Origin of the sequence: Bdellovibrio bacteriovorus, assembly GCF_001592745.1 — a bacterium.
GTDB classification, from domain to species: Bacteria; Bdellovibrionota; Bdellovibrionia; order Bdellovibrionales; family Bdellovibrionaceae; genus Bdellovibrio; species Bdellovibrio bacteriovorus_B.
Window position 1 is genome coordinate 149,970 of the sequence record NZ_LUKD01000008.1, and the last position, 24,332, is coordinate 174,301.

A 24,332-nucleotide genomic window follows, 5' to 3' on the forward strand; every position below is an offset into this window, starting at 1 on the left:
TGGAGAGTAAATGGGAATGGTTATTACGATTGATGGCCCTGCGGCCTCTGGGAAATCTTCTGTGAGTAGAGAACTTGCTCGTCGTTTGGGCTGGCAATGGGTTTCTACCGGAGCTTTCTATCGTGGTTTGGCCTTCGCCGCTCTTCAATTGCAAATCGATCTTGATGACGTGAAGTCATTAACAGACCTTACGCACAATCCGGTATGGAGCGTGCGTATGGAGCATGATCGCACGAAAGTTTTCTTCAAAGACCAAGATGTCACTGATTTGATTGCTCACGAAGACGTTGGTAATTTCGCCAGCAAAGTCAGCCACTATCCCGAAGTACGCAAAGCTCTTTTGGAAGCACAAAGAAACTGCAGCAGTGGCCCCCAAGGTTTGGTTGCTGAAGGCCGTGACTGTGGAACTGTGGTATTCCCTCAAGCAGAGGCCAAGGTTTATCTGACAGCGAACAGTGAACACCGTGCCGCTCGCCGAGCGGCGGAGTTAGGGCTGGATCAAGACGATATGGTCAAAGCTCAACAACAGCGTGACCACCAAGACTCCACTCGCAAAGTGGCGCCGATGACAGTTCCGGATGATGCCTTGGTAGTCGACACAACAGCCCTGAATCTTGAACAGGTCGTCGATAAAGTCGTTGAATACGTCAAAAATAAAATTTAACCAAAGATGATAGGGGAGTTCTGGCTTTAGCGATGGCAGGATTCTAAAAGAATTTTTTTGCCGTTAGCCGGACCTTGCATCACCGTGTAATCGGTGAAAATACCGCGGCCCGTTTTGTAATTCACTTCCAGGGACTGTTTCGCCGTGATCATGCCCATTCTTTTCTTGCTGCCCACAATGTGAAGACCATCGCCGTCATTCTTCAGCAATTGATTCTCATGATGAATAGCAATAACGGTCGCGCTTTCATTTTTCTGCGCGGATTCAACAGCGATGTCACCAAAATCTGTTAAAGCAATATTGTAGTCGCGACAGCTTACCACGATTTCATTGGCTGCAGAGGCCGCACCGGCAAATGACATCATCACGATGAATAGACTGAGTGTTTTAAGTGTCATAGGGCCTCCAAAAGACTGTGCTTTCCACTATACAAGCTCTGTGCCCTGTCAGCTCGCGTATACACGTCATTCATCGCGAAAGTGACGCCCAAGGCCTGCACACCCGTGAAAAAAACTCAAAAACCCTTTCTGTTTTTAGTCAGGGTCGAGCCAAGAGTTTTGGAATTTAAACGAGCTTCTTTTCTAATAGAAATCTATGAAAACACTTGGCGGAATTATTTTAGATGTGGATGGAACTTTGATTGATAGCAATCACGCCCATGCCGAGGCTTGGGTTCGGGCTTTAGGAGAGTACGGTATTATCACAACCTACGCCGAAGTCCGCGAAAAAATTGGAATGGGTGGAGACAACCTTTTGCCTGCGGTCAGCGACATTGAAGAAGACAGCGAAAAAGGAAAAAAGATTTCTCGCCGACGCGCTGAAATTTTTCAGATCGAATATTTACCTTACCTAAAACCTTTCAAAAAAACGCGACAGTTGATTCAATTCTTTCAGCAAGAAGGAGTGAAGATGGTCGTGGCGAGTTCTTCTTCAAAAGAGGATTTGCAAGGTCTGTTAAAGATGGCTCATGTCGATGATCTTTTGCCGTTAAGAACATCGAAAGACGATGTGGAAGTTTCCAAACCCGCCCCAGACATTATTCAGGCGGCGTTAAAGAAGCTGCAAATACCTGCCGCGAATGCGGTGATGTTAGGGGATACACCTTATGATATTATGGCCGCAAAAAAAGCGGGAGTGGAAACCATCGCTTTAACCTGTGGCGGATGGAGTGCAAAGGATCTTTCCGGAGCGGTCGCAATTTATCGAGACCCCGAAGATTTGCTCCGTCACCTAGAAAAAAATGGCCGTTCTGAAATCACGAGTGATTCAAAACTTCGTTAATTTTATGCAAAAGGGCTGCGCGATTCACGGGCTTCGTTAAGTGAGCATCACAGCCGGCAGCTATCGAGTTGTCGATCTCTTCAGGCAGCGCGTGCGCCGTCAGTGCGATGATGGGTTTTTTATAACCTTGAGCTCTTAATCGGCGCGTGGCCTCCAGGCCATCTAAACCCGGCATTTGCACGTCCATCAGAATGACGTCGAAATCATCTTGAAAAGCTTTATCAATGACCTCATAGCCATTCACCGCAGAGTCCACGCGGAAGTGACTGTTTTTAAGAAAGTGCCGGATCAGCAGCTCATTGTCTGGCATGTCTTCGGCAAGCAGAATGCTTTTTTCATGCCCATCGACAGTGATGGAAGGATCTGGAACCTCTGTTTTTTTCTTTTCAGCTTCTTTAATTCCCTGCAAATGATCTTCATCTTCCGATGTGATGCTCAAAAGGAAAGTACTTCCTTTACCCAACTCGCTTTTTTCTAAAATCAGATCGCCCCCCAAAGACTTTGCAATGTGGCGAGACAAAATCAGCCCTAATCCCGTGCCGCCAAACTTTCTGGCAATAGAGCTGTCCGCCTGACTGAAAGGTTGAAAGAGTTTGCTTTGGCCTTCACCTGAGATGCCGATACCCGTGTCTTCCACTTCGACATAAAGGACGTTCTTGTCATAGATGTGTTCAGCTCGTAAACGCAAAGTGATGATACCTTTTTCAGAAAACTTGATGGCATTTCCTATCAGATTGACGAGTATTTGACGCAGGCGCAGTTGATCGGAACAAATCTTCTTCGGCAAAGTGCTTTGCTTGATAACGTGAATCTGAATTTTCTTTTGTTCTGCGAGCAGACGTAAAGAGCTGACAACCTCATCAATAAGTTCCGTAAAACTGAATGCCGATTTTTCGATGGGGACTTTGCCGGCTTCAAACTTCGAAAGATCTAAAATGTCATCAATCAGACGCAATAGCTGGCTGCCATTGGCCTGGATGCGCGACAGATGTTCTTTTTGTTCATCGTTAAGGGGTTCTGTGGAAAGCAGATCCGCAAAGCCTAGAATTGCGTTCATGGGCGTACGGATTTCGTGACTCATGTTTGCCAGAAACTGCATCTTAGCTTGAGTCGCGGCCTGGGCCACTTCTTTCGCCTTCTTTTCTCTTTCAAAGGACCTGTTTAACTCTGCGGTTCGATCTGCCACTCTCTGCTCAAGTTCAACCCGCGCTTGAATCAGCTCCTCCTCGATCGCCTTGCGATCCGTAATGTCCTGAGTCGTTCCGAGCATGCGAACCACGTTTCCTTCATTGTCTAAGAGCACTCGTCCACGACTTTGCACAAATCGAAAGACGCCTTTAGCGGGAATGATTTTGTAATCGATATTCAAATAAGATTTATGAATCAAAGATTCTTTAAAGGCCACCTCAACGCGATGGCGATCTTCGGGGCTGACCAGCCGAAATACATTGTGAATGTTCACGGTCGTGTTCATCTTTTCCATTGAAAGTATGGCATACATTTCATCGGACAAAGAGACAGTATTGTCGATTGTGTTCCACTCCCAACTTCCTACGTGGGCGATCGCTTGAGCTTCGCGCAATTGAGCTTCCCGCGTGCGAATGACTTCGTCTGCTTCTTGCTCGCGGCGAACCAAAATGCGATCAAAGATCGAGCCTGTCAGTGCGACAATAAGAATCATGCACGTCAATCCGCCCACAACATATGCCAAAGTGTTCGTGCCCAGCACAGCGCCCGCAAACGAAGGATAGTCATGTAAGTGCTCAAAGGTGGCGGCCTTCATACCGACATAGTGCATGCCAGAAACCGCAGCCCCCATCAACAGACTGGCAAAGACGTGAAGAGCGAAAGGATTTTTGGAAGTTCTAAATTGAAGCGAGACTCCCAATGCGGCGAAAGAGGCGAACGCGGCGATAGCAACGGACCAGGCCACCAACTTATAGTCCCAAATAATTCTTGCAGGCATACGCATGGAAGCCATGCCTATATAGTGCATACCCGCGATGGCAATGGCCATCACCATTCCGCCTAAAATAATGGAATAGATAGGAACCTTTTTGCGACTGACGATGAAAAAAGCTAAACCCGAAGCACCGATCGCCACCACTATGGAAAGAATTGAAAGCCACACATCATAAGCCATTTCCATCCCGGGCATTTTCAAAGCCAGCATTCCGATAAAATGCATGCTCCAGATGCCTATGCCCATGACGATAGCGCCGATGGTAAGCCAATAAAGACTTGAGCGACCTAAGGTCTGTTGAATACGTAGAATAATATCCAAGGCCACATACGACGCCATCGTGGCGACGACGATAGAGAGAGCGATAAGGCCTGGACTCCAGACGGTTTGCATTTCCATACACTCATATTAGCACTCATAAAAAAACGAGTTAGTGTTTTGTCTTATCACCCTTCGGTTTGTGCCAAAGAGCAATTATGAGAACAACCCTATTTGATACAGGAAGGAGGGTGGATCTTTAAAAAATTGACTCGGATCATTTTCTTATCGAATGACATAGCAGATGCTCCAGACAAGGAGTTATGTATGTCATCACTGAAGACGTTCACAATTGGAACATTGGCGGTTCTAAGCCTCGCCGCTCAGGGGGCTTGGGCATCTGAAAACATCAAAGGGGAAGAAGTGGCCGTATTGACGGATGCGCCGGCGGTGCCACCACCCATTCAAAGAAAACACGCAACAAAAGTCATTGTTAACTTAGAGACTAAAGAAATAAAAATGAGACTGGCCGACGGAGTGGATTATACATTCTGGACATTCGGAGGCAAAGTTCCAGGTAAGTTCATTCGCATTCGTGAAGGGGACCATGTGGAGTTTCACCTGCACAATCATCCTTCCAGTAAATTACCCCATAATATCGATTTGCATGCGGTGACAGGGCAAGGTGGTGGAGCAGAGGGAAGTTTCACAGCTCCCGGTCACAGCTCGACTTTCAGCTTTAAGGCCTTGAATCCAGGCCTCTATGTTTATCACTGTGCGACAGCGCCAGTGGGTATGCATATCGCTAACGGAATGTATGGATTGATCTTGGTAGAACCCAAAGAGGGTTTACCCAAAGTGGATCGCGAGTTTTACGTCATGCAAAGTGAGTTCTACACTAAAGGCAAATATGGATCACCAGGTTTGCAGCCTTTCAGCATGGCCAAAGCGGTGGAAGAAAAAGCCGACTACGTGGTCTTTAACGGCAGCGTGGGCGCTCTTGCCGGGGACAATGCGATGAAAGCTAAAACAGGCGAGACTGTACGTCTGTTTGTCGGTAATGGCGGTCCGAATCTGGTGTCTTCTTTCCACGTCATCGGCGAAATCTTCGACAAGGTTTATGTCGAAGGAGGTAAGCTGATCAATGAGAACGTGCAGACAACTTTGATTCCCGCTGGTGGTTCGGCCATCGTTGACTTTAAAATTCAAACTACAGGAACTTACATCCTCGTCGATCACTCGATTTTCAGAGCTTTCAACAAAGGAGCGTTGGGAATGTTGAAGGTCGAAGGAGATGCTGACAAAGACGTCTATTCTGGAAAAACTAAAGACGGAATTTACCTGCCTGAAGGCGGCGTCATCCAAGAGATCAGCACAAAAGAACCTAAGTTGATTCCCGCGAAAACTTTGGAAGACCGTATTGCTGCCGGCAAACGAATCTATGAGTCTTCATGCTTTGCCTGTCACCAAACGAATGGACAAGGTTTGCCGGGCGCATTCCCTCCATTAGCAAAATCGGACTACCTCAATAACAACAAAGAAAAGGCGATCTCGGCCGTAGTGAACGGACTTGAAGGAGAAATCAAGGTGAACGGCAAAGACTACAACTCTGTGATGCCGGCTCAGTTGTTGAGTGATGAAGAAGCAGCCAATGTTTTGACTTACGTCTATAGCGTCTGGGGAAATTCGAAAAAATCGGTTTCTCCTCAAGAAGTGAAAGCTGCAAGAAAGAAATAGGTGTCTTATGAAGCATTATCAAAGATGGATCCTTGCCGGAATGATGATAGTGCTTCCTTGTCTAGCGAGAGCTACGGACAGAGTTCTTATACCCGCCGGCGAATTTAAAATGCCGGCGGTCTTAAGCAAAAAAAGTATTCCGGTAAAAGCGTTTTATCTAGATCGCGATCCCGTCACGAATAAAGAATTTCTGGAATTTATAAAACTGAATCCTGAATGGGCTAAATCAAAAACTAAAAGAATTTTTGCCGACAAAAACTATCTGAATCATTGGAGCCATGATTTTTCTTACGAGGATTCCCGTTATGACAAGATGCCGGTGGTTCAAGTGAGTTGGTACGCAGCCCGCAGTTATTGCTTTTGGAAGGGCGGAAGGCTGCCAACGATTGCAGAGTGGGAATATGTCGCTCTTTTTCCTTTTCCAGGTGGTCCTCCACTTCAAAGCTTAATTTTAGAGTGGTATGGCAAGTCGTCAGAGTGGCCACTCCCTGCTGTTATGAGCGGTCCCGCGAACTCAGCAGGTATTTATGATTTACACGGACTTATCTGGGAGTGGGTCGAAGACTTTAACTCATCCCTTGTCACCGGTGAGTCCCGCGCGGATTCCGCTTTAGATAAGAATTTATTTTGTGGTGCCGGCAGTGCGGGCGCCGCAGATCCCTCAGACTATGCGGCCTTTATGCGCTATGCATTTCGCAGCAGCCTCAAGGCGGCCTATACAGTGCAGAACCTGGGATTTCGTTGTGCCCAGGATAAGGAGCCATTATGAAAAAATATATTTTACCTTTGCTACTCTTAGGGCTGTTGTCGGGAGCAGGTTTTCCCGATGATTCCATCTACAACTTAAATTCCGCATTTCTCAATGAACAAGGCAAAAGTGTCTCGCTCACGGACTTGCAGGGAAGTCCGGTTGTGATCTCGATGGCCTATACAGGGTGTGTCTACACCTGTCCGCTGATACTGGCACAAATGCAGAACATCGAGAAAGAAATGGATAAGCAAGGGCGCCCAGATGTTCGTTACCTGCTGATCAGTTTCGACCATGAACGCGATACGCCCGCGGTTCTGCAGAAATATCTAGCTGATAAAAAACTCAGTAAGAAATGGTCTTTATGGACAGCGAAGACAGATAAAGCCCCTCGTGAAGTCGCGAACGTCTTAGGCATTAAGTATAAAAAAATGGATGGAGGGGATTACGACCACTCATTCATTATTTCTGTATTGGATGACAAAGGCAGAATTAAATTTCAACAAACAGGCGCTGACGGTAAACCTGAAGAAATGGTGCTGGCTCTGAAAAAGTAAAGAGTTTTGATCGTGATCAAGGAAAGCAAGCTGTAAATGGGTTTAACTTAGAATCAAGGAGACATCATGAAAGAGTTTGTAATTGAAGCCCAAAAAATTCCACCGCAACAACGTCACAGTCACATCTTTGAGACCTTTGATAATTTGGAGGCGGGTGAAAGTATACTGATCGTCAACAATCACGATCCCGTCCCTCTGTTACGTCAATTCGAAGAAAACCGCAAAGAACAGTTTCAACCTGAGTACTTAGAAAAAGGACCTGAGACATGGAAACTGCGTCTGACGAAACTTAAAAAAGAAGGCTGTTGCGGTTTCTGTGGCGGCTAAGACAAAAGTTTTTCACACAAAATAAAAAGGCATCCGTCTTCTTTAGCGATATGCAGCTTCAATAGACGGATGTACTCGTTTTTTAAAGAAGCGAAAAAATCTTGATACAGCTTTTCTTCGGGGCGGTTCTTCAAAAAAAGAAGGGCTTGCGCCAGTTCATCACTTAAAACATGTTCACCCATGGGCATGCTTAAAGGATTGTGCTCATTCAACCAATCAAACTGCGGATAGGCATGGGGACGAGGTAAACCCTGACTATAAGCCTGCTTCAAGAGTTCTTGCGCCGCAGACTTCGGATTTAAGTCCAACTCCATGCCGCGAAAGTATGTGCACAAAGGACCGCCCTCTTGAAGGAGGGGATGGCTCGCAATCAAAGGAAAGAGCGCTTGTTCTTCTAAAGGGTGATGGATGTTTTCGACCAGTTTGATGATATCAAAAATATCTCTATCTTCAGAGATCATGTCCAGCAGCGTTTGATGCTGCTGACGAAGCTCTTCTAATATTTTTGCCATGGCGAATGTCCTCCAGAATCTGCGGATTCAATATTTCAATGTGTCTATCATCAGTGCGGATCCAACCGTGTTTTGTCCACTGGCTAAGGATACGAATCACCGTCTCGCTTTGAGCTCCGATGCGTTCGGCGATATCTAAGCGGGTTAATGGAATTTGCAGACGATAGCTGCCTAAAAGATCTTGTTTCTTTAAAAGTCGTATTAAAAGGTCAGCAACTCGAGTGGGAGTCAATTGATGAGAGATACAAATGTCGTTTTGTAATTCCAAAAATCTTTCAGAAATCTGTCGGTTTACCACACCCCGAATTTCGGGCATTTTCTTTAGCAAATCGTTATATACTGAAAGTGGCATGCTTATAAAAGTGCAGTCTTCAATGCATTGAACAGTCGCTGGATGCTGTGGAGTCGGCAAGCCCGCCATCGCTATTCCCAAATATTCTCCGCGAGCTAGAAAATTAAAAATCTTTCGTTCCGAAGTGGAAACTGCATCATATACTCGCACCGAGCCGCACAGAAGAATGAAGATGTCGTTGATCTTGTCATTTTTGCGGTAAAGCACCTCGCGAGCAGAGTGGCGGACACATCTCATGAACGAAGCCCATTGCTTCAATTCAAGTTCTGAGGCTTTATTGAATCCATCCAATGATTTTAAACGTCGGACTATCTCATCCATAGTGTCTCCCTGTATTAAGGCTGACATTGATGTCCTGCTAACAACATGATCGGGATCAATATTTCTCAATTTTGATCTGGATCATGTTCTTTTTCTGCGAAGACATCCAATCTAGGAGGAGTCAGGAGTTCATTATGGAACAAAATCAACTAGATGCTTACCGAATTTTCTTTCCCGCGGGCTGGCTTTTATCAATCTGGGGTGTAGTTTTATGGGTTCTCTTTCCTTGGAAGCTGGTCAACTATCCAGGTTTTAGTCATCCTGAGATTATGATGGGAGGATTCTTTCTGTGCTTTGTGTGCGGTTTTCTGATGACGGCCGTTCCTCGTTTCACAAATACTTTTGGTCCTACTCGGAGCGAACAAAATTTTTCACTTCTGGCAATCGCCGGACTATTTGCAAGCTTACTGATTCCTCAGAAAGCGGCTTTTTATGGGGCCGTCCTCTTCTGCCTTTTCTTTTTAGTTTTTTACAGCGCGCGCAGATTTCTTCAAAGAAAAAGCAATCCACCGGATTCTTTCATTTTCGTTGCCGCTGGCTTGCTTTCAGCCATCGCGGGAACTTTCATTCTATTTCTTGGAGAGTTCTTTAACGTTCCTTCAGAGTTGTATTTTTTGGGACGAAGTCTTTTTCTGCAATGCTATATTATGTGTTTGATTTTAGGAGTTGGCTCAAGACTGATTCCAGCTTTACTCGGTTGGGCTCCACTCCCTACAGAGACGCATAAAACTTCTCGTCAGGGTTGGCTGTTTGTGGTACTTTCTTTCTTTTTTGTCCTGAGCTATTTTTGTGAAAGCCAGGGGCACATTTTAGGGGCAGCCCTTCTGAGAGCAGCGATCGTGACGCTGATTTGTTTTAAATTCTGGAAACTGCATAAGTTCCCACAAAGACAAGGCGTGCAGACTTGGGGATTGTGGATCTCTGGCTGGTCCTTGTTAGTGGCGTTTTGGGCCTTGGCCTTTTTACCGTCATTCCGCATTCATATTTTGCATATTGTTTATGTGTCTGGAATGGGGCTTATGACATTTATGATCGCGGTGCGTGTGATTCTTTCTCACGGTAAGCACGATATGATTTTAGAAAAAAGCTCCAAGCTTTTGGGGCTCGGAGCTTTCTTGCTTTTCTTTGCGGGGCTGACTCGTTTTTCTGCGGGACTGGCTCCACATATTTACCAGTCCCATCTTTTGTACGCGGCGGTTACGTGGATTGCTGGAGCTCTGGTTTGGGGCTGGATGTTCCTGCCCAAGATTTTTCATGTTGGGCCTTCACATGATAAAAGCGTTTAGCCGCTTCTTTCTGCCGAGCGGAACTAAACGAGGAGATCCTTTTCAAATACCCAATGACCCGTGTGGCATGATCGACGTTTTCGCTGCCACACTGAGAACAGTGATGCAGAGTGCGTTTGTCGATGGATTCACACTCATTGCAAATCGTGATTTTCACATTCACGCACCAGTAATTGCATCCCGTTAAGGCCGCAGCATGGATCAATTTGTAAAATCCTTGAGCGGTTAGTTTTTCTTCAAGATTGAGATGCAAAGCGGATCCACCGTCAAGATACTCCATCATTTCTGCCCCATGCAGAATCATTTTATCAACAGCGTTGACGTCGTCGTTTTCAACAACATAGAAATAAGAATTGTAGCACTCTCTTGAAGCGGCTAATCCGTCGGCGCGATCCCAGGCCGAATTTTTGACTCCTAGATTTTCTGCCGGAACAAACTCGGTATTGAACATATATCCATAAATTTCACGCGCGGCACGGTTGGCATCAAAAATCGTTTTCAGCTGCTGTTTCAAGAAAGCTTTGTAACGAGCATTGTTAGAAACTTGATAGCCTAGATATTCTGCCGCTTCGACCATGCCATTAATACCGATTGTCAAAAATTGTTTATCGAGAGTGATAAATCCCGCAGAGTACGCCGTTAAAAGGCCGTGATCGAAATAGTCCTGCATTAATTTGCGATAAGCGACTTGGTACTTCTGAATTTTTTGAACCGCTTCAAGCAAATCCAAATTTTTTTGGACCAGACGATTCATATTCAAAGTGATCACATTGATAGAGCCTGTAGCAACGCCACCTGCTCCTAAAGAATAGCTAAAGGTGCGATCCGAGATCTCATTGCGCAAGCGACAGCAGCTGGCCAAGCTGTCGGCGGAGTCGCTCATGTACATAAAGAAACTATTGCCTTCGCTAAGCTCTTTGGCGCACATGTGGGCGAAGCTGGGATTCAAAGGTCCTTGTTCGCCGGTCAGCATCGCGGCGGTCACGACTGGAAAAGTTAATAGCGCCTTGGTTCTTTCTTGATTGAACCAACTCATGAAATGCGCTTGGAGTTTTTCCACCGTTTTCCAGCAAGGTCTGTCGCCGTCAGGGAATACGAAATCTTCGAAAAGAGATTTAAAGTAGGACTCATCATAAAGCGAGATATTCCAAAACACGGATTGGTAACCGCGCGCAGCTGCGGGTTGGTTTAAGGCATACACCACATGTTGCAGATGATTGTTAATAAGACGCGTGTGAGTTTCCAAATATTTGTCACCATAGTCTTTGCGCGCAAAGTGGTCAAAATACATCAGCCACTCTACGGTCGCGACGGCTCCAGCAAATTGTGACGAGATGGCAAAGACCAGATTCACAAAACAGCCGCAGAAACTTTCCAGATGTTGAGGAGCTTGGGATTCTCCTCCCAATTTCTTTAATCCATCCAGCAAGAGGGGGTACATAGAGATGGAGGCGCAATAGGGTTTCAGTGAGGTTTCGTCATGCACGTAAATTTCATGGGCTTCGATTTGACGGATGTATTCATCGGCAAGTTCCTTGCCGAAAAGAGCCTCAATTTTTTTGCGAACCAAGGCGCGATTGACTTGGATATTAATATCCTTATTCAGTTCTGATTCCATCGTCGCAATATTTTTATGAGTGACATTGGCATTGGCATCAAACTTTGATCCTTCGGCGGCGTTGGCGGCGCGAATGTAGTTTTCGATAAATTGAATTTTTGTGTTGAGCTGTTGCTCGTTCAGGCGAAGCATGTTGTCTCCTTGGTTGTTATCTTTGAAAAAGATGATTGAGTGTCTGTTGGGTTTTTAAATCGATAAATTTTTGATTGGTCGTCGGCGAGTTCAGCCCGCCCAGCTCGGCACGCCACGGACCGATTTTGAGGAAGTCCAAATGATCTTTAATAGATGAAGGAATGTCGTCTAGTCCCGTATAAAGAGCCGTGAGCAATCCCTGCTGCTGACAATGAGTGAGCAACGAAATAAGGTCTTTCGCGTGCCACTCACCACCTAAGAAAAGAACGCAGGTGATTTTGTTTTTATAATCCGCCAAAAGCTGGTGCAGCAGGTCCATCGTGAGTGGAGAGCCTGTTTTTTCTGTCCAGAGTTCTGGAGAATGGCAGCCTGGGCATTTCAGGGGGCAGCCGCAAACGTAGAAGGCGAGGCTGATTTGATCGGGTACTTCTTGAAAGACGATGTCGTACTTGTAGATGTTCATGGTCACCTTCCGTAAAGAAAGGATAGACCTTAGAATTTTACGATCACTGCATATTGTTCAAAAATATGATTAACATCACTGTATCTAGTGATGCTTATGACAACAGTTGGATTTGCTTGTGGTTCATCTTAATTTTTCCTTCGCTTTCAAGTTCGGCCAAAGCGCGGGAAAAAGTTTCCGGACGAAGTCCCAACATCAAAGCCACATCGTGTTTCTTACCGTCTAGCTTTATGACGGGTGTCTTTTGTTGCTCTTGCAGACGTCCTAAATGAAGCCACACGCGATCCTTCGCAGACGGGGTGTTGATGTTTTCAATAACCACATCCAGATTGTTCATCCATTTAATCAGTGAACCTACGACGGCTTGATACAAAGACAGATTGGACTGAATGATATTTTGAAATTCTTTTTTAGGAAGGAACATGACTTCGGTATTTTCATTTGCGACAAAAGTGTCACCGTGGCGGTCTTGACCCAAGACACTGCCTTCACCAAAAGTTTTTCCTTCTCCGAGAATTTGTAAGACGATTTCTTTTCCTGAAGGAGAAAGCTTAGAAATTTTCACAGACCCGCTAGTTATAAGATAAAGACCATTGATCTCTTCACCGGCTTCAAAGACGAGCGAATTTTTCGCGAACTTTTTTTTCTTCATAAAAGAAAGTAAATCCGAGATCACTTTTTCTTCCTGCGAAGAACAGATGGGGCAATTCAGTTTATTTGCTTCACTCATAAAAGTCTCCTTCACGGGTGCCGGACCCCTACCTTATCAATTTCTATTGTGAATAGAAATTGATAAGAAGGGCCTGATAACTAATTGAGTGAATCTACCAACCTGGGTGGAGGTCATCTCAAATAAGGTTCAGATAAAAGTAAAGCTTTCGCTGATAAAGCCGTGGTGTAAGCTGAAGACCGCCAAACGACGGGGTAGCGTGCGATAAAAGTGGCGGCATAAAATACTTGTCCAGCCCAATAAGTTCGTCCTCCGGAATCTTTCTGTGCTTGAGAAAGTAAAAAGCGAACGCCTCTGTTTACGCGTGCGCGATGCAGTTCATTTTCGGAGTCACCCAGAAGGATGAGTGTATTAAGAGCCCACGCCGTTGAGTGAATATAATCCGGTCGTGCTAAAAAGCTGTTGCGCCAAGAGCCGTCTTTGCGCTGTTTGCTGATAATATAATTAATCAACCTCTCTTTTGATGGTTCTAGGCAAGACACTCCCGATTGAAGAGCCGTTGCCATGGTGTAGGGCAGAGCATAGTAGCTGGGATAGTACATTCCACAGAAGTAAAATTGCTTGTTCCTGACAACACGATTCAGATGATCGCAACTAGCCCGGTATCCCGGGCCTGAAGTTTTTTGTGCGAGATTCAGAAGTTTTAAAACATTGCCGTTCACCACGCAGTCCACGTCATTAAAGTTAAACGGAATTCGGGTCCCGCGGTGAGGAGCTGCAAAAATATTTCGAGGCATATCGGGATTTTTCTCATCCCACAACCAGGTCAAAAACGCGCCGGTTTTAAAATGTCCCTGTGCTGCATTGTAAGCATGAGGCACCCGGTTTAAGTCGCGTGCGTAAGAAAAAGCATTTATCACTTGCGATGGAAGATCGGGTGAGGCGCGATTTTCGATCATGTCCCGATAACGCATCAATGTGTAGGATACGGAAGTTGTATCCGCATCGGGTGGGATGTTCGCAAAACCTTTCCATTGCGGCGCCAAATACATATATCGCGGTTGTCGAACGCGGACTCCCTTGAAAGTCGCTGGAGGATAAAAGTTGAAAAGAGATCCCCAATAATATTTTTGAAAGCCGTCGATGGTTTTATCGATCATCGGTGGAATCAAGGTATAGCGTGAGTCGTGCAAATAAATTTCTGCCAAAACATTGGCGACAGACGAGGCGACAAACGCGGTGGGCTCTTCAAATGGAACATTGAACTTACCGACACCGATCGCGCTAGGTACATAGGAGGTCACCCGCGCTCGCCACTGGCCTAAATCGTAACCATCTTTACCAGTTGTTTGATAGTGCTCGATAAATTCCAAAGCAGATGAAATCTGTTTGTCAAAATAAGGGCGCGCGTCCGCGCTCAGTGAAACGAACAATAACAAGATTCCAAATAAGCTTCCCTGCACAAGGCCTCCTGATTTGAAATATGCTTTTCAAAAACAAAGGCTTTGTCAGGAAAAAGAGCTTCTTCTTGCTGGCAAACAACCGCGGAATCGGGACATTCTGGAAGGACTCACTCGCCGGAAGTGGCGCACGGGGAGCGGATTTTTCGGGAAATTGAAGCCTCATCGGGCCGGGGATTCAAAACTGAGGGCGGCGGAAACTGCTTCAAATGCAATACATTCGTTTTAAGGCCCCTCTCGGCAGGACCCCTTTTGCCGCCCTTAACAGAGTGCGCAAAACCTTTGACTTTCGCCCCCTTAGCTCGCTAAACCATTGATTCGCCCAAAAGAGGTGAAGAAAGGTTACGGGTAGGATCCTAGAGGTTCTACTACGTGGGAGGTTTACAAAAACTAATATGACAAAACAATTAAACAAAGCCGAGCTTGAAAAACAGAAAGTTCTAGCTTTCTTGGATGCTGAAGACGCTAAGGTTCCAGCAAATCCTGGTATCTTGAATGCGAAAGCAGATAAAGGTGACTTCGAAAATCTATTTGAAGCATCTATGAAAGAGCAAGACTTCAAAGTCGGCGACGTTGTTACTGGTACTGTAGTCGAAGTTCAGTCTGACTACGTTCTAGTTGACATCAACTACAAGTCTGAAGGTTTGATCGCTATCAATGAATTCCGTATTGTTGACGGTGTTCGTGAAGTGAAAGCTGGAGACAAAGTAGAAGTTTTGATCGACCGTATCGAAAACGAAAACGGCATGATCGTTCTTTCTAAAGACAAAGCTGACATGCTTCGCGCATGGACTGACATCTCTAAAGCAGCTGAGAACGAAGAAGTTATCGAAGGTACTGTTGTTGCTAAAGTTAAAGGCGGCTTGAGCGTTGACATCGGCGTTAAAGCATTCTTGCCTGGATCTCAAATCGATCTACGCCCTGTTCGCAACATGGACGTTTACCTTGGTAAGAAATTTAAATTCAAAGTTATCAAATTCAATAAGAAACGTGGCAACATCGTTCTTTCTCGCCGCGCTCTTCTTGAAGAAGAACGTGACAGTCTCCGTTCACAAACTCTTGATACTATGGCGGAAGGTTCTATCGTTACTGGTGTTGTTAAAAACATCACTGACTACGGAGCATTCATCGACCTTGGTGGCATGGACGGATTGTTGCACATCACAGACATGTCTTGGGGCCGCGTAAAACATCCTTCAGAAATGTTGAATGTTGGCGACGAAATCCAAGTTAAAGTTCTTAAATACGACAAAGAAAAAGAACGCGTTTCTTTGGGCATGAAGCAATTGACTTCTGATCCTTGGGAATCTGTTAAAGCTTCTTATCCTCCAGGCACTAAGCTTAAAGGAAAAGTTGTATCTTTGGCTGAATACGGTGCATTCGTTGAACTTGGCGAAGGTATCGAAGGTTTGATCCACGTTTCTGAAATGTCTTGGACTAAACGTGTGAAACATCCTTCTCAAATCGTAAACGTTGGTGACGAAGTTGAAGTTGTTGTACTTGAAGTAGACACTGAAAACCGTCGCATCAGCTTGGGTATGAAACAGCTTCAAACAAATCCTTGGGTTGAAATGAAGGAATCTTATCCTCCAGGAACAATCATCGAGGGTGAAGTTAAGTCTGTAACTGACTTCGGTATCTTCATCGGTATTGAAGAAGGTATTGACGGTCTAGTTCATATCTCTGACTTCTCTTGGACTAAACGCGTAAACCACCCAAGTGAAATGTTCACTAAAGGTCAAAAAGTACGCGCGGTTGTTCTAGGCGTAGACATCGAGAACGAAAGATTCTCTTTGGGTATCAAACAACTTGAGTCTGATCCTTGGTCTAACATCGAGAACAAATACGCTATCGGTACACAACACGACGTTAAAGTAACTAAAACAGCTGATTTTGGTGCTTTCGTTGAGCTTGAGTCTGATATCGAAGGTTTGATCCATATTTCTGAACTAACAACTGACAAAATCAACTCAGTTGAAGACTTCATTAAGCCAGGTCAAACTGTAAAAGCTGAAGTGATCTCTATCGACAAAGACGCTCGTAAGATCGGTTTGTCAGCTAAGCTTGTTAAACTTCGCGAAGCAAAAGCGGACGTTGACGATTACGTTAAAAAAGCGACTGCAACATCTAAGTCTACTTTCGGTGACTTGTTTGCTGACCAGTTGAAAAACGTAAAAACTGACAAGCAATAGTCTGGGCGCATACCGCCGAGGCGTTGACTAAAAAGTCATAAAGAGGGACCCTAAACAGGTCCCTCTTTCTTTTTCGGGACGTCGGAACGGGAGCGCATCATGAAGGGCAGTTTCTTTAAAAAGCTTGTTATCATTTTTCTAGTTTTTGTCGGTATCGGAGCTCTACTAAAAATGAGCATGGATTCTTTCGGAGAATCCGAAAAGAAAGTCCTTTCCCAAAATTCCATTCTTCACCTTGAAATGAACGGTGTGATTCTGAATGGGAAAAAGTTCCTTAAAAATCTTAAGAAATACAAAGACGACGACAAAGTCAAAGCGATCTTGATCTCTATCAACTCTCCGGGTGGATCTGTCGGCCCTTCTCAAGAAATCTTTGCCGAGATCAAACGCGCGCGTGAAGAACTTAAAAAACCGGTGATCTGTGTGTCGACGGGTGTGATGGCTAGTGGCGCTTATTACTCGGCGGTCGCTTGCGACAAAATCGTTGTGGCCCCGGGGGCCTTGATCGGTTCTATCGGTGTGATCATGGAATTTGCAAACATCGAAAAGCTTTACGACTGGGCGAAGATCTCTCGTTATTCTATTACTTCGGGAAGGTTCAAAGACTCCGGTGCTGAGTACAGAGCTATGCGTGAAGACGAAAGAGCTCTTTTCCAAAGCATGATCGACGAGGTTTATGGCCAGTTTAAAGCGACCGTGGCGAAAGAGCGTAATTTGAAAGAAGAAGTTGTTAGCGAATACGCCGACGGCCGTGTGTTTACTGGTGCCACAGCGGTGAAAATGGGTTTTGCCGATCAAGAGGGTTTCTTTGAAGACGCTGTTAAATTGGCGGCGGAAACTGCAAAGTTAGGTGATGACTTTGATGTTTTCGAAATTCCTAAAAAACGTATGAGCATTTTTGATCTTGGGGGCGGTGACTCTGAAGATGACTTAAACAGTCTTTCTGAATACGCCGACCTTCTTAAAGGAAAATCCTTCGGTCCAGATATGGAAGGCGCAATGAAATACATCCTGCGCGCGAAATATCTGAATCAGCCTTTGTTATTGATGCCTGGTTACTGGGAGTAATCGGTGGCTAAAAAGGCAAAAAAGAAAGCATCAGCAAAACCCAAGGTCGGTAAGAAGACTGCAAAGGCAGCGACCGGTAAAATGCAGATCGGAAAAGACGTTTGGCCTTTAGAGCGCGACGTTCTTTTTCGTCCTGACCGCATGAAGTACGTGCGTAAGCTGATCAAGCCGGAAGGTTGTGTTTTCTGTAAAGCCGCAAAAGACGATCCCTCTTTTGACACTCTTTGTGTTTATCAAACAGAGCATTCCATGGTGGTGCTCAACAAATTCCCCTATAACAGCGGGCATCTTTTAGTTCTGCCTCGCCGTCATTGCGGGGATCTTCTGCAATTGTCAGAAGAAGAGTTTCGCGATTTGCAAGACACCATTCGTTTGGCCATGAAAGCGCTGAATGATGCTTACGAACCGGGTGGAATAAACTTGGGTTTGAATCACGGGGCTGTGGCCGGCGCGGGAATTCCTGAACATCTTCATTATCATTTGATCCCGCGTTGGGCCGGGGATCTTAATTTCTTTCCGCTCATCGCAGAGACCAAAGTCTTGGTTGAAAGTCTGGAGCAGACCTACGATAAGCTTTCGGGTATTTTAAGAAAATATGAATAGAGGCGTGACCTTCCAAACAGCTCCCCTCACTCCTGCAGTGAAGTGGTTGCTGATCATCAATGTGGCTATCTGGTTTGTTTTCCAAGTGATTATGGAAGGCTTCTTGCGCGTTCCATTCACTTCTTTGTTCGGTCTTTTCCCGGGCAAGGTTCTTTTCGAATTCCAGATCTGGCAATTAGGTACCTACATGTTCCTGCACTCTTTGCAGGTGACGCACATCCTTTTCAATATGCTGATGCTTTGGTTCTTCGGAGCCGAGCTTGAACAGCGCTGGGGCACGAAGTTCTTCCTGATCTATTACTTCACTTCGGGTATCGGGGCCGCCATTCTTTATTGCTTAGGCATCTGGATCTACGCTTTGACGACAGGGTCCCAAACGGGCTTGATCGTTCCGGTTGTGGGAGCTTCGGGCGCCGTCTTCGGTCTTTTGTTAGCTCAAGGGATCATCTTCGGCGAGCGCATTGTTTACTTCTTTATGCTTTTCCCGATGAAGACTCGCTACTTCGTGGCTTTGATGGGTCTTGTTCAATTAGCCTCCATGATGACTTCAAGTGTCAGCGGGGGAGAGGTCGCTTACCTGGCTCACTTGGGTGGTTTGGTTTCGGGTTATCTGTGCCTTAAATTCAAGGGCTGGTTTGACCGTAATGAGTGGAAAAAGAAGTCCAAAGCCAAAGGCCGCAACCTGCGCCTGGTGGTTGATAACGAAAAGAACGATAAGCCGCCCAAATACTGGAATTAACGGGAAAAAGGTACTTGGTGCCTTTTTCCGAGGCTGGACTCGTCGCGCGAAGTGCGCTATAAAAGGTTTTCGCACAAAAAGGGGTACGCAATGTCATTGGCTCAAGCTAATAAAAATTTGAAGTTCGACAAACGATTGACTGAAAGAAACTTGAACGTTGGTGAGATGTCGAAAGAAGAATTGCAAAAGCACCTAGAGTCGCTTCCTGATCTTGCCCATAACGTAGAGAAATTCACAATCGACGGTAAGAACACATCGTCTTCTGACGAATCTCACTAAGATCTTTTTTAAAGACTTAGAACTCAAAAAGCCTCGCAAGCTGCGGGGCTTTTTTTATTTTAAGGGGCCGTCATATTCAAAGCAGCGGCGATCTTGTTTCGTAAGATTTCTTTTTCCGCAGGCGTGGGTTCTTCGCCCCATTTTTTGATGAATTCGGCTTCGGCACTTTTATAAGCTTGATCGAATTGCTCACGCTTGATTTGAGTCACGGCGTTTTCTGCCTGTCGGCCTATTTCCTGAATCTGTTGGATCGTCTGGTCGACGTGACGATTGTGATAATCTTGAATTTGTTCGTAGCCATTATGAACGTTCAGGGCGAAGAGAACTCCGAAGATCACACGTCCATAGATCTTTTTAAATGTATTGTAGGCCTCAATGTGGTTTTGCGAGCGTAAAGCGATGCGGGCTTCTTCGGCATGAGTCTTAAAACCGTCACGGATGATTTTGTACATCAGTTCAGGTGGAACTTCCGCATTCTTCATTGAAGGAAGAGCCAGGGGAATGCGCAGCCATTCGAAAGTGCGATGTTGTAGCAAAGTCCACAGTTTATCTAAACTTTTTCGAGCGATACCGATGTCGCGGGGATCGCGAACCTCAAGCCAGGTTTTTAATAAACCCTCTTGCAAAAGTTTTTCTTTGATCAGCATGACGGTTGATTCTTCTAAGCGCTGATCTTTACTTTGACGAATCCAACGATCGACGACATCTTTTTTTCCGAAAAGGACGGTGCCCAGTTCGATCGCATACCTTTCTAAAGCTTTGTCTGAAGCAAAGTTTTGCAGGTCGGTGTTGTTGATGAGTTTACGTAGTTTACGACGACGAAGCCACGAAAAGTCTTTTCCGATTTCTTCAACGGAGTGAGAGCCTTTCGTTAGGAATTTATTATTAGCTAAGTCAATCTGCTGAATAACTTCTAAGACGGTCGGAAGAAATACGGACTCGCAACGAGGTGCGGCCTGCGCCAGGTTCCCCCAGCTCAGGCCCAGAAAAATCACCACGCTTAAGAAGCGAGTCATCAAAAGCATTCTTGAACTACTCCAAGTTAACAGCCGCTGCCATCAAAGAAAGGCGAGTGGCTTTGATTTCCGCAATGACTTTTTCAGCATCTGAATCTGAAAGACCGCCCAGAACTTGACCCAAGTTACCCGCGCTCATCACAAGAGGTCCGACTAAAAGAGCTTTCGATTCTCTTTGGGTCATACCGTAAACTGTGATTGCGACACCCGCGGCCTGCGCGATTTGTGAAATCAATTTGTTTTGAGAAATAGAATCTTCGCTATTTGTGTATTCATTCAAAGATTGACGAACTGTTGTTAAAGAAGAATTCAATTGCTTTAGAACTGCCGAAGTCTGTTTGTCGGCGACAGAGATTGCGGATTGAACCTGGGTCTCTGCAAGTTTTAATTGTTCCTCTAAAGCTTTCGTGTCGACATCGGTCTTGCGAGCTTGCCCAATCACACCTAAACCCGCTGATGATAAAGAGATCACGGCTGACAAAGCCCCTGTAAGGTAACCATTCAGAGCTTGGCCGCCTGTTCCTTTTTTAATTGTGAATGCAGCAATAGCTGATAGGCCTAAACCAACTGCGGCTCCAGCGATGGCCGTGCCATTAGCGAAGGTGCCCCGTGATTCTCTCTTTTCAATCGATGCTTGAGCTTCGCCCAGCGCCTTATCCAAGCTTTGGATCTCGGCCTTTAAGGCTCTTACATTTTCTTGCGCAATACGGATTTGTTCATCACCAATACCTGCTGTGCGATCTTGCGCCATGGCTGCGCTTTGCAGGCCGATAATACCAGCGACAGTTAACGAAATAATTTTAGATGACATGGGTTCTCTCCTTTTGGTTCCTAAGGAGCAAGGGGCGTACCGGATTAGATGAGATATATTTGAATATGCTGTCTCAGGTTGAGACAGCATCCAAGTTTGAAACAAAGAGCGGCAAGAAGATCTAAAAAGTTAGACAGGTTTTATAGCTGCCCTAAAATTTAATGCCTACGCCCAATCCATACAGCATCGGGTTGATATCAAGTGTCGTTAGGTAGTCTCCATTACTAGCAACATCTGTTTTGATATAAACTTTTTTAACGTCAAGGTTCAGATAAAGATTGTCGCCAATTTTGTAATCAGCTCCTAGTTGCAATGCGAACCCGGTGCTGTTGGTGCTGACGGAAAGGTTTGAATCTAAATCGACGTCATAGAAAAGAGTGTGATTCACTCCGGCTCCGATATAGGGAACAAGACCATTCCCGAAATCATAGTGGTACTTCGCAGTGACCGTGGGTGGTAAAAGACTGACTTTACCAAGATCCGCTCCGTTTAATGAAATATCGTGACGAGATGTACCCAAAATAAGCTCGACGGACCAGTCCGGCGCGATGAAATAACTGAAATCCAACTCTGGAATTGTCACATTGTTGGCTTCAACTCCGCTCACCGGCGAAGAACCGTTGTCCGGGCTGATATAAACGCCGCGAATATGTGCCATCCAATGTTCAGCGAAGGCGGCTGAAGAAAAAGAAATAGTGGAAAGAAAGATTGCTGCTAACACTTTTGTTTTCATTTAGAACTCCTAGTTCAACAAGTTGTGTGTGAAGGCATCATACTGCTGTCAGAAAATATTGTTATTGGACCCACAGTGGAAATAGGGTGATTTAACGCTTCTTGTTTTAAGAATCTGACGGGGGTTGACGCAACGAAACGTTGCAAGGCATCTGCTTTTCAGTTTCAAAAGCGGAATGGGAAATCGTACTCAAAATGATTTTTTTGTGGGAGATTTATTGCAGAAGGAATAATGGACTATGACTCAATTTATCTCTGCCGAAGATGCCCTGAAGGTCGTCAAATCTAATGACAATGTTTTCATTCATACAGCCGCAGCGACACCTCAACAACTGGTCAAACATCTCACATTGCGCGCTTCTGAATTGCAAGGAGTGAAAGTCTATTCAATTCATACGGAAGGGGATTGTTCTTATGCAGATCCTCAGCATGAAAAAAGTTTTCAGATCCACAGTTTCTTTAATGGTGGCAACCTTAGAAAAACAAAAGGAAATATAAATCCCTCTTTCGTGCCGATTTTTTTAAGTGAAATTCCATCCCTGTTTTATAATCAAATTGTGCCGCTTGATGTGGCATTGATTCAAGTTTCTCCTCCAGATCAGCATGGCATGTGCAGTCTGGGGCCCTCTGTTGATGTCTCCATTGCAGCCGTTCGTTCTGCCAAAACTGTGATCGCGCAGGTGAATCCAAAAATGCCACGCACCTTTGGGGATTCCCAATTTGAATTTTCAAAAGTTCATTTTGCCGTGTCCGTGGATGAGGAACTTTATTTAAAAAAACCTGCCGAACTCAGTGATACCGAATTGCAGATCGGTCGAAATGTGGCGGGATTGATTGAAGATGGAGCGACCCTGCAGATGGGGATCGGGGCTATTCCAGACGCCACACTGAAGGCATTAACGGGACATAAGAATCTTGGTGTGCATACGGAAATGTTTTCAGATGGGTTGGTGGACCTTTATAAAACCGGAGCCATCACCAATAAGTTCAAGTCGCGCATGCGTGATAAGATCGTCACGAGTTTTGCGTTGGGCTCTCGCAAGACTTACGACTTCATTGATAACAATCCAATGGTGATCATGATGGACGCGACGTACACGAACGACACGCACATTATTCGCCAGAATCCGAAGGTGATTGCGATCAACAGCGCCATCGAAGTGGATCTGACGGGGCAAGTGTGCGCAGATTCCATTGGTTCGCGCATCTATTCAGGTATTGGCGGACAAATGGATTTCATGCGAGGGGCGGCGCTTTCTCCAGGGGGAAAACCCATCATTGCATTGCCTTCTAAAACGGCAAAAGGGCAAAGTAAAATCTCGGTCTTTTTAAAAGAAGGGGCTGGAGTTACCACCACGCGCGCCCATGTTCACTACATCGTCACGGAGTACGGGGTTGCTTATTTGCATGGAAAAACACTGCAAGAGCGAGTCAAGGCGTTGATCGCCATCGCGGCCCCTGAGTATCGCGAAACTTTGGAAATCCAGGGACGAAAAGTTTTAGGATTCTAAATTGATTACTGCTGAACCTGATTGGCTTGAGCTGTCATCGAGTTGTCGCGAGCAATAGCTGCGGCCACTTTTTCTTGGCTGAACGGCGCCCACTCTTCACGGATGATTTTGTAAGAGTCGCCAGATTTCAAAGCATAAATAGTTTTTACACCGTAATCGACGTGCTTGTCAGATTCGTAACGTTGCAAAGTCTTTACTAACAACTGATCGTTGTGTTGAACGATGTAAGGTTGTGATAGGTGAACTTTGATATACTCATACTTCGACTTCAAATTGGCTTTATGGTTTTTCCAGGTGTTGAAGTTAAAACCTGGTGCCTTGAAATCTTGATCATAAAAGCTCATGTACTTTTCGATATCTTGATTTTCCCAAGACTTGCGCCACTCTTCAACAAAGGCACTAAGCTCTGTACGGCGTTTTTCGTGTTCACCTTTGGTGAGGTAGTTCACGTGATCAAAAATCAAGATCGGTGTTTCGCGAAGTTTGACGTAATCTGCCAGTTTCTTAATGACTTCATTGCGAACTACAACGCATCCGCGAGAACCACGAGTCAAAGGAACTGAATCGGGGATGGCATGAAGCCAAATTCCTGATCCTGTTTTCTTTTGTCGCTGGTCAAAAAGATTCGGATAGTTGGTCGTGAAAGCCAAACCACCATAAAGGCTGAAAGGAATTTGCGGCTGAGTCAAACGCTGCTCAAGAAAGTAAATGCCTTCCGGTGTTTTGTGATCATCGCGTTTGGTTTTGTTGCCGCCCATTTTTCCGATGTCCGCTGGGAACTCTTCGACTTTTTTGATTTCAGCACCGTTACGCTCGAAGACTGAAAGCTTGCGCTTCTCTTTATCAACAAGAAATACATAGCGTGAAAATGCCTCTGTCTCTGAAATTTGCAGCAAAGAAGCTGGGAAAAGATCCGCCTCGTTTTGAGAAGACGGCGCGACAGATTGGCCCGCCATCACTGGCAGACTTAAAAAAGATAATGCGCATCCCGCGAGAAAAAGTCTCATAGTTCCATTATGAGTGAACTAGACG

The 24,332-nt window shown here is 45.4% G+C and carries 25 protein-coding genes; 13 read left to right on the top strand and 12 right to left on the bottom strand.

All coding sequences use genetic code 11. The annotated features are described in order from the left end of the window. The first annotated feature begins 10 nt into the window (after positions 1-10). Entirely contained in the window at positions 11-664 is a 654-nt protein-coding gene (cmk, locus tag AZI87_RS15340) for a (d)CMP kinase (RefSeq protein WP_063208892.1), read from the top strand. Positions 665-690: 26 nt separating this feature from the next. On the opposite strand, the gene AZI87_RS15345 is transcribed toward cmk, so the two are convergent. Further along, the gene (locus AZI87_RS15345) at positions 691-1,062 is read right to left on the bottom strand and encodes a hypothetical protein (RefSeq protein WP_063208894.1); all 372 of its coding nucleotides are present in this window, start codon (positions 1,060-1,062) and stop codon (positions 691-693) included. Positions 1,063-1,258: 196 nt separating this feature from the next. Between AZI87_RS15345 and AZI87_RS15350 the strand changes: the two genes are divergently transcribed. Then, positions 1,259-1,945, top strand: coding sequence for an HAD family hydrolase (locus AZI87_RS15350; RefSeq protein WP_063208895.1), 687 nt, complete (start codon positions 1,259-1,261; stop codon positions 1,943-1,945). Here the strand turns inward: AZI87_RS15350 and AZI87_RS15355 are convergent. Next, a complete protein-coding gene (locus tag AZI87_RS15355) occupies positions 1,920-4,307 on the bottom strand; it encodes an MHYT domain-containing protein (RefSeq protein ID WP_063208896.1) in 2,388 nt (795 codons plus the stop codon). The genes AZI87_RS15350 and AZI87_RS15355 overlap by 26 nt on opposite strands. A gap of 186 nt (positions 4,308-4,493) precedes the next feature. On the opposite strand from AZI87_RS15355, the gene nirK reads away from it, so the two are divergent. The 4 genes from nirK to AZI87_RS15375 all read left to right on the top strand — a co-directional run bounded on the left by nirK (position 4,494) and on the right by AZI87_RS15375 (position 7,535). Further along, positions 4,494-5,903 carry a copper-containing nitrite reductase gene (gene nirK / locus AZI87_RS15360; RefSeq protein ID WP_063208897.1) on the top strand — a complete coding sequence of 470 codons (1,410 nt, stop codon included), beginning with the start codon at positions 4,494-4,496 and terminating at the stop codon, positions 5,901-5,903. Between the two features lie 7 nt (positions 5,904-5,910). Next, on the top strand, positions 5,911-6,672 hold the full coding sequence (locus AZI87_RS15365) for a formylglycine-generating enzyme family protein (protein ID WP_063208898.1): 762 nt from the start codon (positions 5,911-5,913) through the stop codon (positions 6,670-6,672). Then, on the top strand, positions 6,669-7,208 hold the full coding sequence (locus AZI87_RS15370) for an SCO family protein (RefSeq protein ID WP_063208900.1): 540 nt from the start codon (positions 6,669-6,671) through the stop codon (positions 7,206-7,208). The genes AZI87_RS15365 and AZI87_RS15370 overlap by 4 nt, the downstream gene beginning before the upstream one ends. Before the next feature lie 66 nt (positions 7,209-7,274). Next, entirely contained in the window at positions 7,275-7,535 is a 261-nt protein-coding gene (locus tag AZI87_RS15375; protein WP_063208902.1) for a DUF2249 domain-containing protein, read from the top strand. Here AZI87_RS15375 and AZI87_RS15380 read toward each other — a convergent pair. After that, positions 7,532-8,047, bottom strand: coding sequence for a hypothetical protein (locus AZI87_RS15380; RefSeq protein WP_253696889.1), 516 nt, complete (start codon positions 8,045-8,047; stop codon positions 7,532-7,534). The two genes, AZI87_RS15375 and AZI87_RS15380, sit on opposite strands and share 4 nt — an antisense overlap. Then, the gene (locus AZI87_RS15385) at positions 7,986-8,720 is read right to left on the bottom strand and encodes a Crp/Fnr family transcriptional regulator (RefSeq protein ID WP_063208906.1); all 735 of its coding nucleotides are present in this window, start codon (positions 8,718-8,720) and stop codon (positions 7,986-7,988) included. The genes AZI87_RS15380 and AZI87_RS15385 overlap by 62 nt, the downstream gene beginning before the upstream one ends. A 134-nt stretch (positions 8,721-8,854) precedes the next feature. Here AZI87_RS15385 and AZI87_RS15390 point away from each other — a divergent pair, with 134 nt between their 5' ends. Then, entirely contained in the window at positions 8,855-10,006 is a 1,152-nt protein-coding gene (locus AZI87_RS15390; RefSeq protein ID WP_063208908.1) for an NnrS family protein, read from the top strand. On the opposite strand, the gene nrdD is transcribed toward AZI87_RS15390, so the two are convergent. The 4 genes from nrdD to AZI87_RS15410 form a co-directional block, all read right to left on the bottom strand. Next, positions 9,918-11,756 carry an anaerobic ribonucleoside-triphosphate reductase gene (nrdD, locus tag AZI87_RS15395; protein ID WP_063208910.1) on the bottom strand — a complete coding sequence of 613 codons (1,839 nt, stop codon included), beginning with the start codon at positions 11,754-11,756 and terminating at the stop codon, positions 9,918-9,920. The two genes, AZI87_RS15390 and nrdD, sit on opposite strands and share 89 nt — an antisense overlap. A 16-nt stretch (positions 11,757-11,772) precedes the next feature. Continuing rightward, positions 11,773-12,219, bottom strand: a complete 447-nt coding sequence (gene nrdG / locus AZI87_RS15400) for an anaerobic ribonucleoside-triphosphate reductase activating protein (protein WP_063208912.1) — start codon at positions 12,217-12,219, stop codon at positions 11,773-11,775. Positions 12,220-12,313: 94 nt separating this feature from the next. Further along, positions 12,314-12,949, bottom strand: coding sequence for a Crp/Fnr family transcriptional regulator (locus AZI87_RS15405; protein ID WP_063208914.1), 636 nt, complete (start codon positions 12,947-12,949; stop codon positions 12,314-12,316). A 113-nt stretch (positions 12,950-13,062) separates the two neighbouring features. Next, a complete protein-coding gene (locus AZI87_RS15410) occupies positions 13,063-14,352 on the bottom strand; it encodes a prenyltransferase/squalene oxidase repeat-containing protein (protein WP_253696890.1) in 1,290 nt (429 codons plus the stop codon). A 392-nt stretch (positions 14,353-14,744) separates the two neighbouring features. Between AZI87_RS15410 and AZI87_RS15420 the strand changes: the two genes are divergently transcribed. The 5 genes from AZI87_RS15420 (at position 14,745) to AZI87_RS15440 (ending at position 19,230) form a co-directional block, all read left to right on the top strand. Beyond that, positions 14,745-16,541: a 30S ribosomal protein S1 gene (locus tag AZI87_RS15420; protein WP_172795317.1), complete on the top strand. Its 1,797-nt coding sequence runs from the start codon at positions 14,745-14,747 to the stop codon at positions 16,539-16,541. Positions 16,542-16,640: 99 nt separating this feature from the next. Next, positions 16,641-17,609, top strand: coding sequence for a signal peptide peptidase SppA (sppA, locus tag AZI87_RS15425; protein ID WP_063208918.1), 969 nt, complete (start codon positions 16,641-16,643; stop codon positions 17,607-17,609). A 3-nt stretch (positions 17,610-17,612) separates the two neighbouring features. Next, complete coding sequence (locus AZI87_RS15430) at positions 17,613-18,212, top strand: HIT family protein (protein WP_253696891.1); 600 nt, start codon at positions 17,613-17,615, stop codon at positions 18,210-18,212. After that, the gene (locus AZI87_RS15435; protein ID WP_253696892.1) at positions 18,205-18,951 is read left to right on the top strand and encodes a rhomboid family intramembrane serine protease; all 747 of its coding nucleotides are present in this window, start codon (positions 18,205-18,207) and stop codon (positions 18,949-18,951) included. Before AZI87_RS15430 ends, AZI87_RS15435 begins: the two co-directional genes overlap by 8 nt. Positions 18,952-19,041: 90 nt before the next feature. Next, complete coding sequence (locus AZI87_RS15440; RefSeq protein WP_063208920.1) at positions 19,042-19,230, top strand: hypothetical protein; 189 nt, start codon at positions 19,042-19,044, stop codon at positions 19,228-19,230. A 59-nt stretch (positions 19,231-19,289) separates the two neighbouring features. Here the strand turns inward: AZI87_RS15440 and AZI87_RS15445 are convergent, their stop codons facing one another. From AZI87_RS15445 to AZI87_RS15455, 3 genes are all read right to left on the bottom strand, one after another. Then, positions 19,290-20,255: a hypothetical protein gene (locus AZI87_RS15445; protein ID WP_063208922.1), complete on the bottom strand. Its 966-nt coding sequence runs from the start codon at positions 20,253-20,255 to the stop codon at positions 19,290-19,292. Between the two features lie 7 nt (positions 20,256-20,262). Continuing rightward, the gene (locus AZI87_RS15450; protein ID WP_063208924.1) at positions 20,263-21,057 is read right to left on the bottom strand and encodes a hypothetical protein; all 795 of its coding nucleotides are present in this window, start codon (positions 21,055-21,057) and stop codon (positions 20,263-20,265) included. 151 nt (positions 21,058-21,208) lie between these two features. Then, the gene (locus AZI87_RS15455) at positions 21,209-21,790 is read right to left on the bottom strand and encodes an OmpW/AlkL family protein (protein ID WP_063208926.1); all 582 of its coding nucleotides are present in this window, start codon (positions 21,788-21,790) and stop codon (positions 21,209-21,211) included. A 238-nt stretch (positions 21,791-22,028) separates the two neighbouring features. Here AZI87_RS15455 and AZI87_RS15460 point away from each other — a divergent pair, with 238 nt between their 5' ends. Beyond that, on the top strand, positions 22,029-23,300 hold the full coding sequence (locus AZI87_RS15460) for an acetyl-CoA hydrolase/transferase family protein (RefSeq protein WP_063208928.1): 1,272 nt from the start codon (positions 22,029-22,031) through the stop codon (positions 23,298-23,300). A gap of 5 nt (positions 23,301-23,305) precedes the next feature. Here the strand turns inward: AZI87_RS15460 and AZI87_RS15465 are convergent, their stop codons facing one another. After that, positions 23,306-24,307 (bottom strand): L,D-transpeptidase family protein, encoded by a 1,002-nt coding sequence (locus tag AZI87_RS15465; protein ID WP_063208930.1) that lies wholly within the window; start codon positions 24,305-24,307, stop codon positions 23,306-23,308. Between the last annotated feature and the right edge of the window lie 25 nt (positions 24,308-24,332).

What these genes read in the sequence shown, in the direction of transcription:
- AZI87_RS15455 (WP_063208926.1), bottom strand. Translation starts at nt 21,790, where the DNA reads ATGAAAACAAAAGTGTTAGCAGCAATCTTTCTTTCCACTATTTCTTTT.
- AZI87_RS15345 (WP_063208894.1), bottom strand. Translation starts at nt 1,062, where the DNA reads ATGACACTTAAAACACTCAGTCTATTCATCGTGATGATGTCATTTGCC.
- AZI87_RS15350 (WP_063208895.1), top strand. Translation starts at nt 1,259, where the DNA reads ATGAAAACACTTGGCGGAATTATTTTAGATGTGGATGGAACTTTGATT.
- AZI87_RS15465 (WP_063208930.1), bottom strand. Translation starts at nt 24,307, where the DNA reads ATGAGACTTTTTCTCGCGGGATGCGCATTATCTTTTTTAAGTCTGCCA.
- AZI87_RS15450 (WP_063208924.1), bottom strand. Translation starts at nt 21,057, where the DNA reads ATGTCATCTAAAATTATTTCGTTAACTGTCGCTGGTATTATCGGCCTG.
- AZI87_RS15440 (WP_063208920.1), top strand. Translation starts at nt 19,042, where the DNA reads ATGTCATTGGCTCAAGCTAATAAAAATTTGAAGTTCGACAAACGATTG.
- AZI87_RS15385 (WP_063208906.1), bottom strand. Translation starts at nt 8,720, where the DNA reads ATGGATGAGATAGTCCGACGTTTAAAATCATTGGATGGATTCAATAAA.
- AZI87_RS15390 (WP_063208908.1), top strand. Translation starts at nt 8,855, where the DNA reads ATGGAACAAAATCAACTAGATGCTTACCGAATTTTCTTTCCCGCGGGC.
- AZI87_RS15435 (WP_253696892.1), top strand. Translation starts at nt 18,205, where the DNA reads ATGAATAGAGGCGTGACCTTCCAAACAGCTCCCCTCACTCCTGCAGTG.
- AZI87_RS15420 (WP_172795317.1), top strand. Translation starts at nt 14,745, where the DNA reads ATGACAAAACAATTAAACAAAGCCGAGCTTGAAAAACAGAAAGTTCTA.
- AZI87_RS15355 (WP_063208896.1), bottom strand. Translation starts at nt 4,307, where the DNA reads ATGGAAATGCAAACCGTCTGGAGTCCAGGCCTTATCGCTCTCTCTATC.
- nrdG (WP_063208912.1), bottom strand. Translation starts at nt 12,219, where the DNA reads ATGAACATCTACAAGTACGACATCGTCTTTCAAGAAGTACCCGATCAA.
- AZI87_RS15380 (WP_253696889.1), bottom strand. Translation starts at nt 8,047, where the DNA reads ATGGCAAAAATATTAGAAGAGCTTCGTCAGCAGCATCAAACGCTGCTG.
- nrdD (WP_063208910.1), bottom strand. Translation starts at nt 11,756, where the DNA reads ATGCTTCGCCTGAACGAGCAACAGCTCAACACAAAAATTCAATTTATC.
- cmk (WP_063208892.1), top strand. Translation starts at nt 11, where the DNA reads ATGGGAATGGTTATTACGATTGATGGCCCTGCGGCCTCTGGGAAATCT.
- AZI87_RS15365 (WP_063208898.1), top strand. Translation starts at nt 5,911, where the DNA reads ATGAAGCATTATCAAAGATGGATCCTTGCCGGAATGATGATAGTGCTT.
- AZI87_RS15405 (WP_063208914.1), bottom strand. Translation starts at nt 12,949, where the DNA reads ATGAGTGAAGCAAATAAACTGAATTGCCCCATCTGTTCTTCGCAGGAA.
- sppA (WP_063208918.1), top strand. Translation starts at nt 16,641, where the DNA reads ATGAAGGGCAGTTTCTTTAAAAAGCTTGTTATCATTTTTCTAGTTTTT.
- AZI87_RS15445 (WP_063208922.1), bottom strand. Translation starts at nt 20,255, where the DNA reads ATGCTTTTGATGACTCGCTTCTTAAGCGTGGTGATTTTTCTGGGCCTG.
- AZI87_RS15370 (WP_063208900.1), top strand. Translation starts at nt 6,669, where the DNA reads ATGAAAAAATATATTTTACCTTTGCTACTCTTAGGGCTGTTGTCGGGA.
- AZI87_RS15375 (WP_063208902.1), top strand. Translation starts at nt 7,275, where the DNA reads ATGAAAGAGTTTGTAATTGAAGCCCAAAAAATTCCACCGCAACAACGT.
- AZI87_RS15460 (WP_063208928.1), top strand. Translation starts at nt 22,029, where the DNA reads ATGACTCAATTTATCTCTGCCGAAGATGCCCTGAAGGTCGTCAAATCT.
- nirK (WP_063208897.1), top strand. Translation starts at nt 4,494, where the DNA reads ATGTCATCACTGAAGACGTTCACAATTGGAACATTGGCGGTTCTAAGC.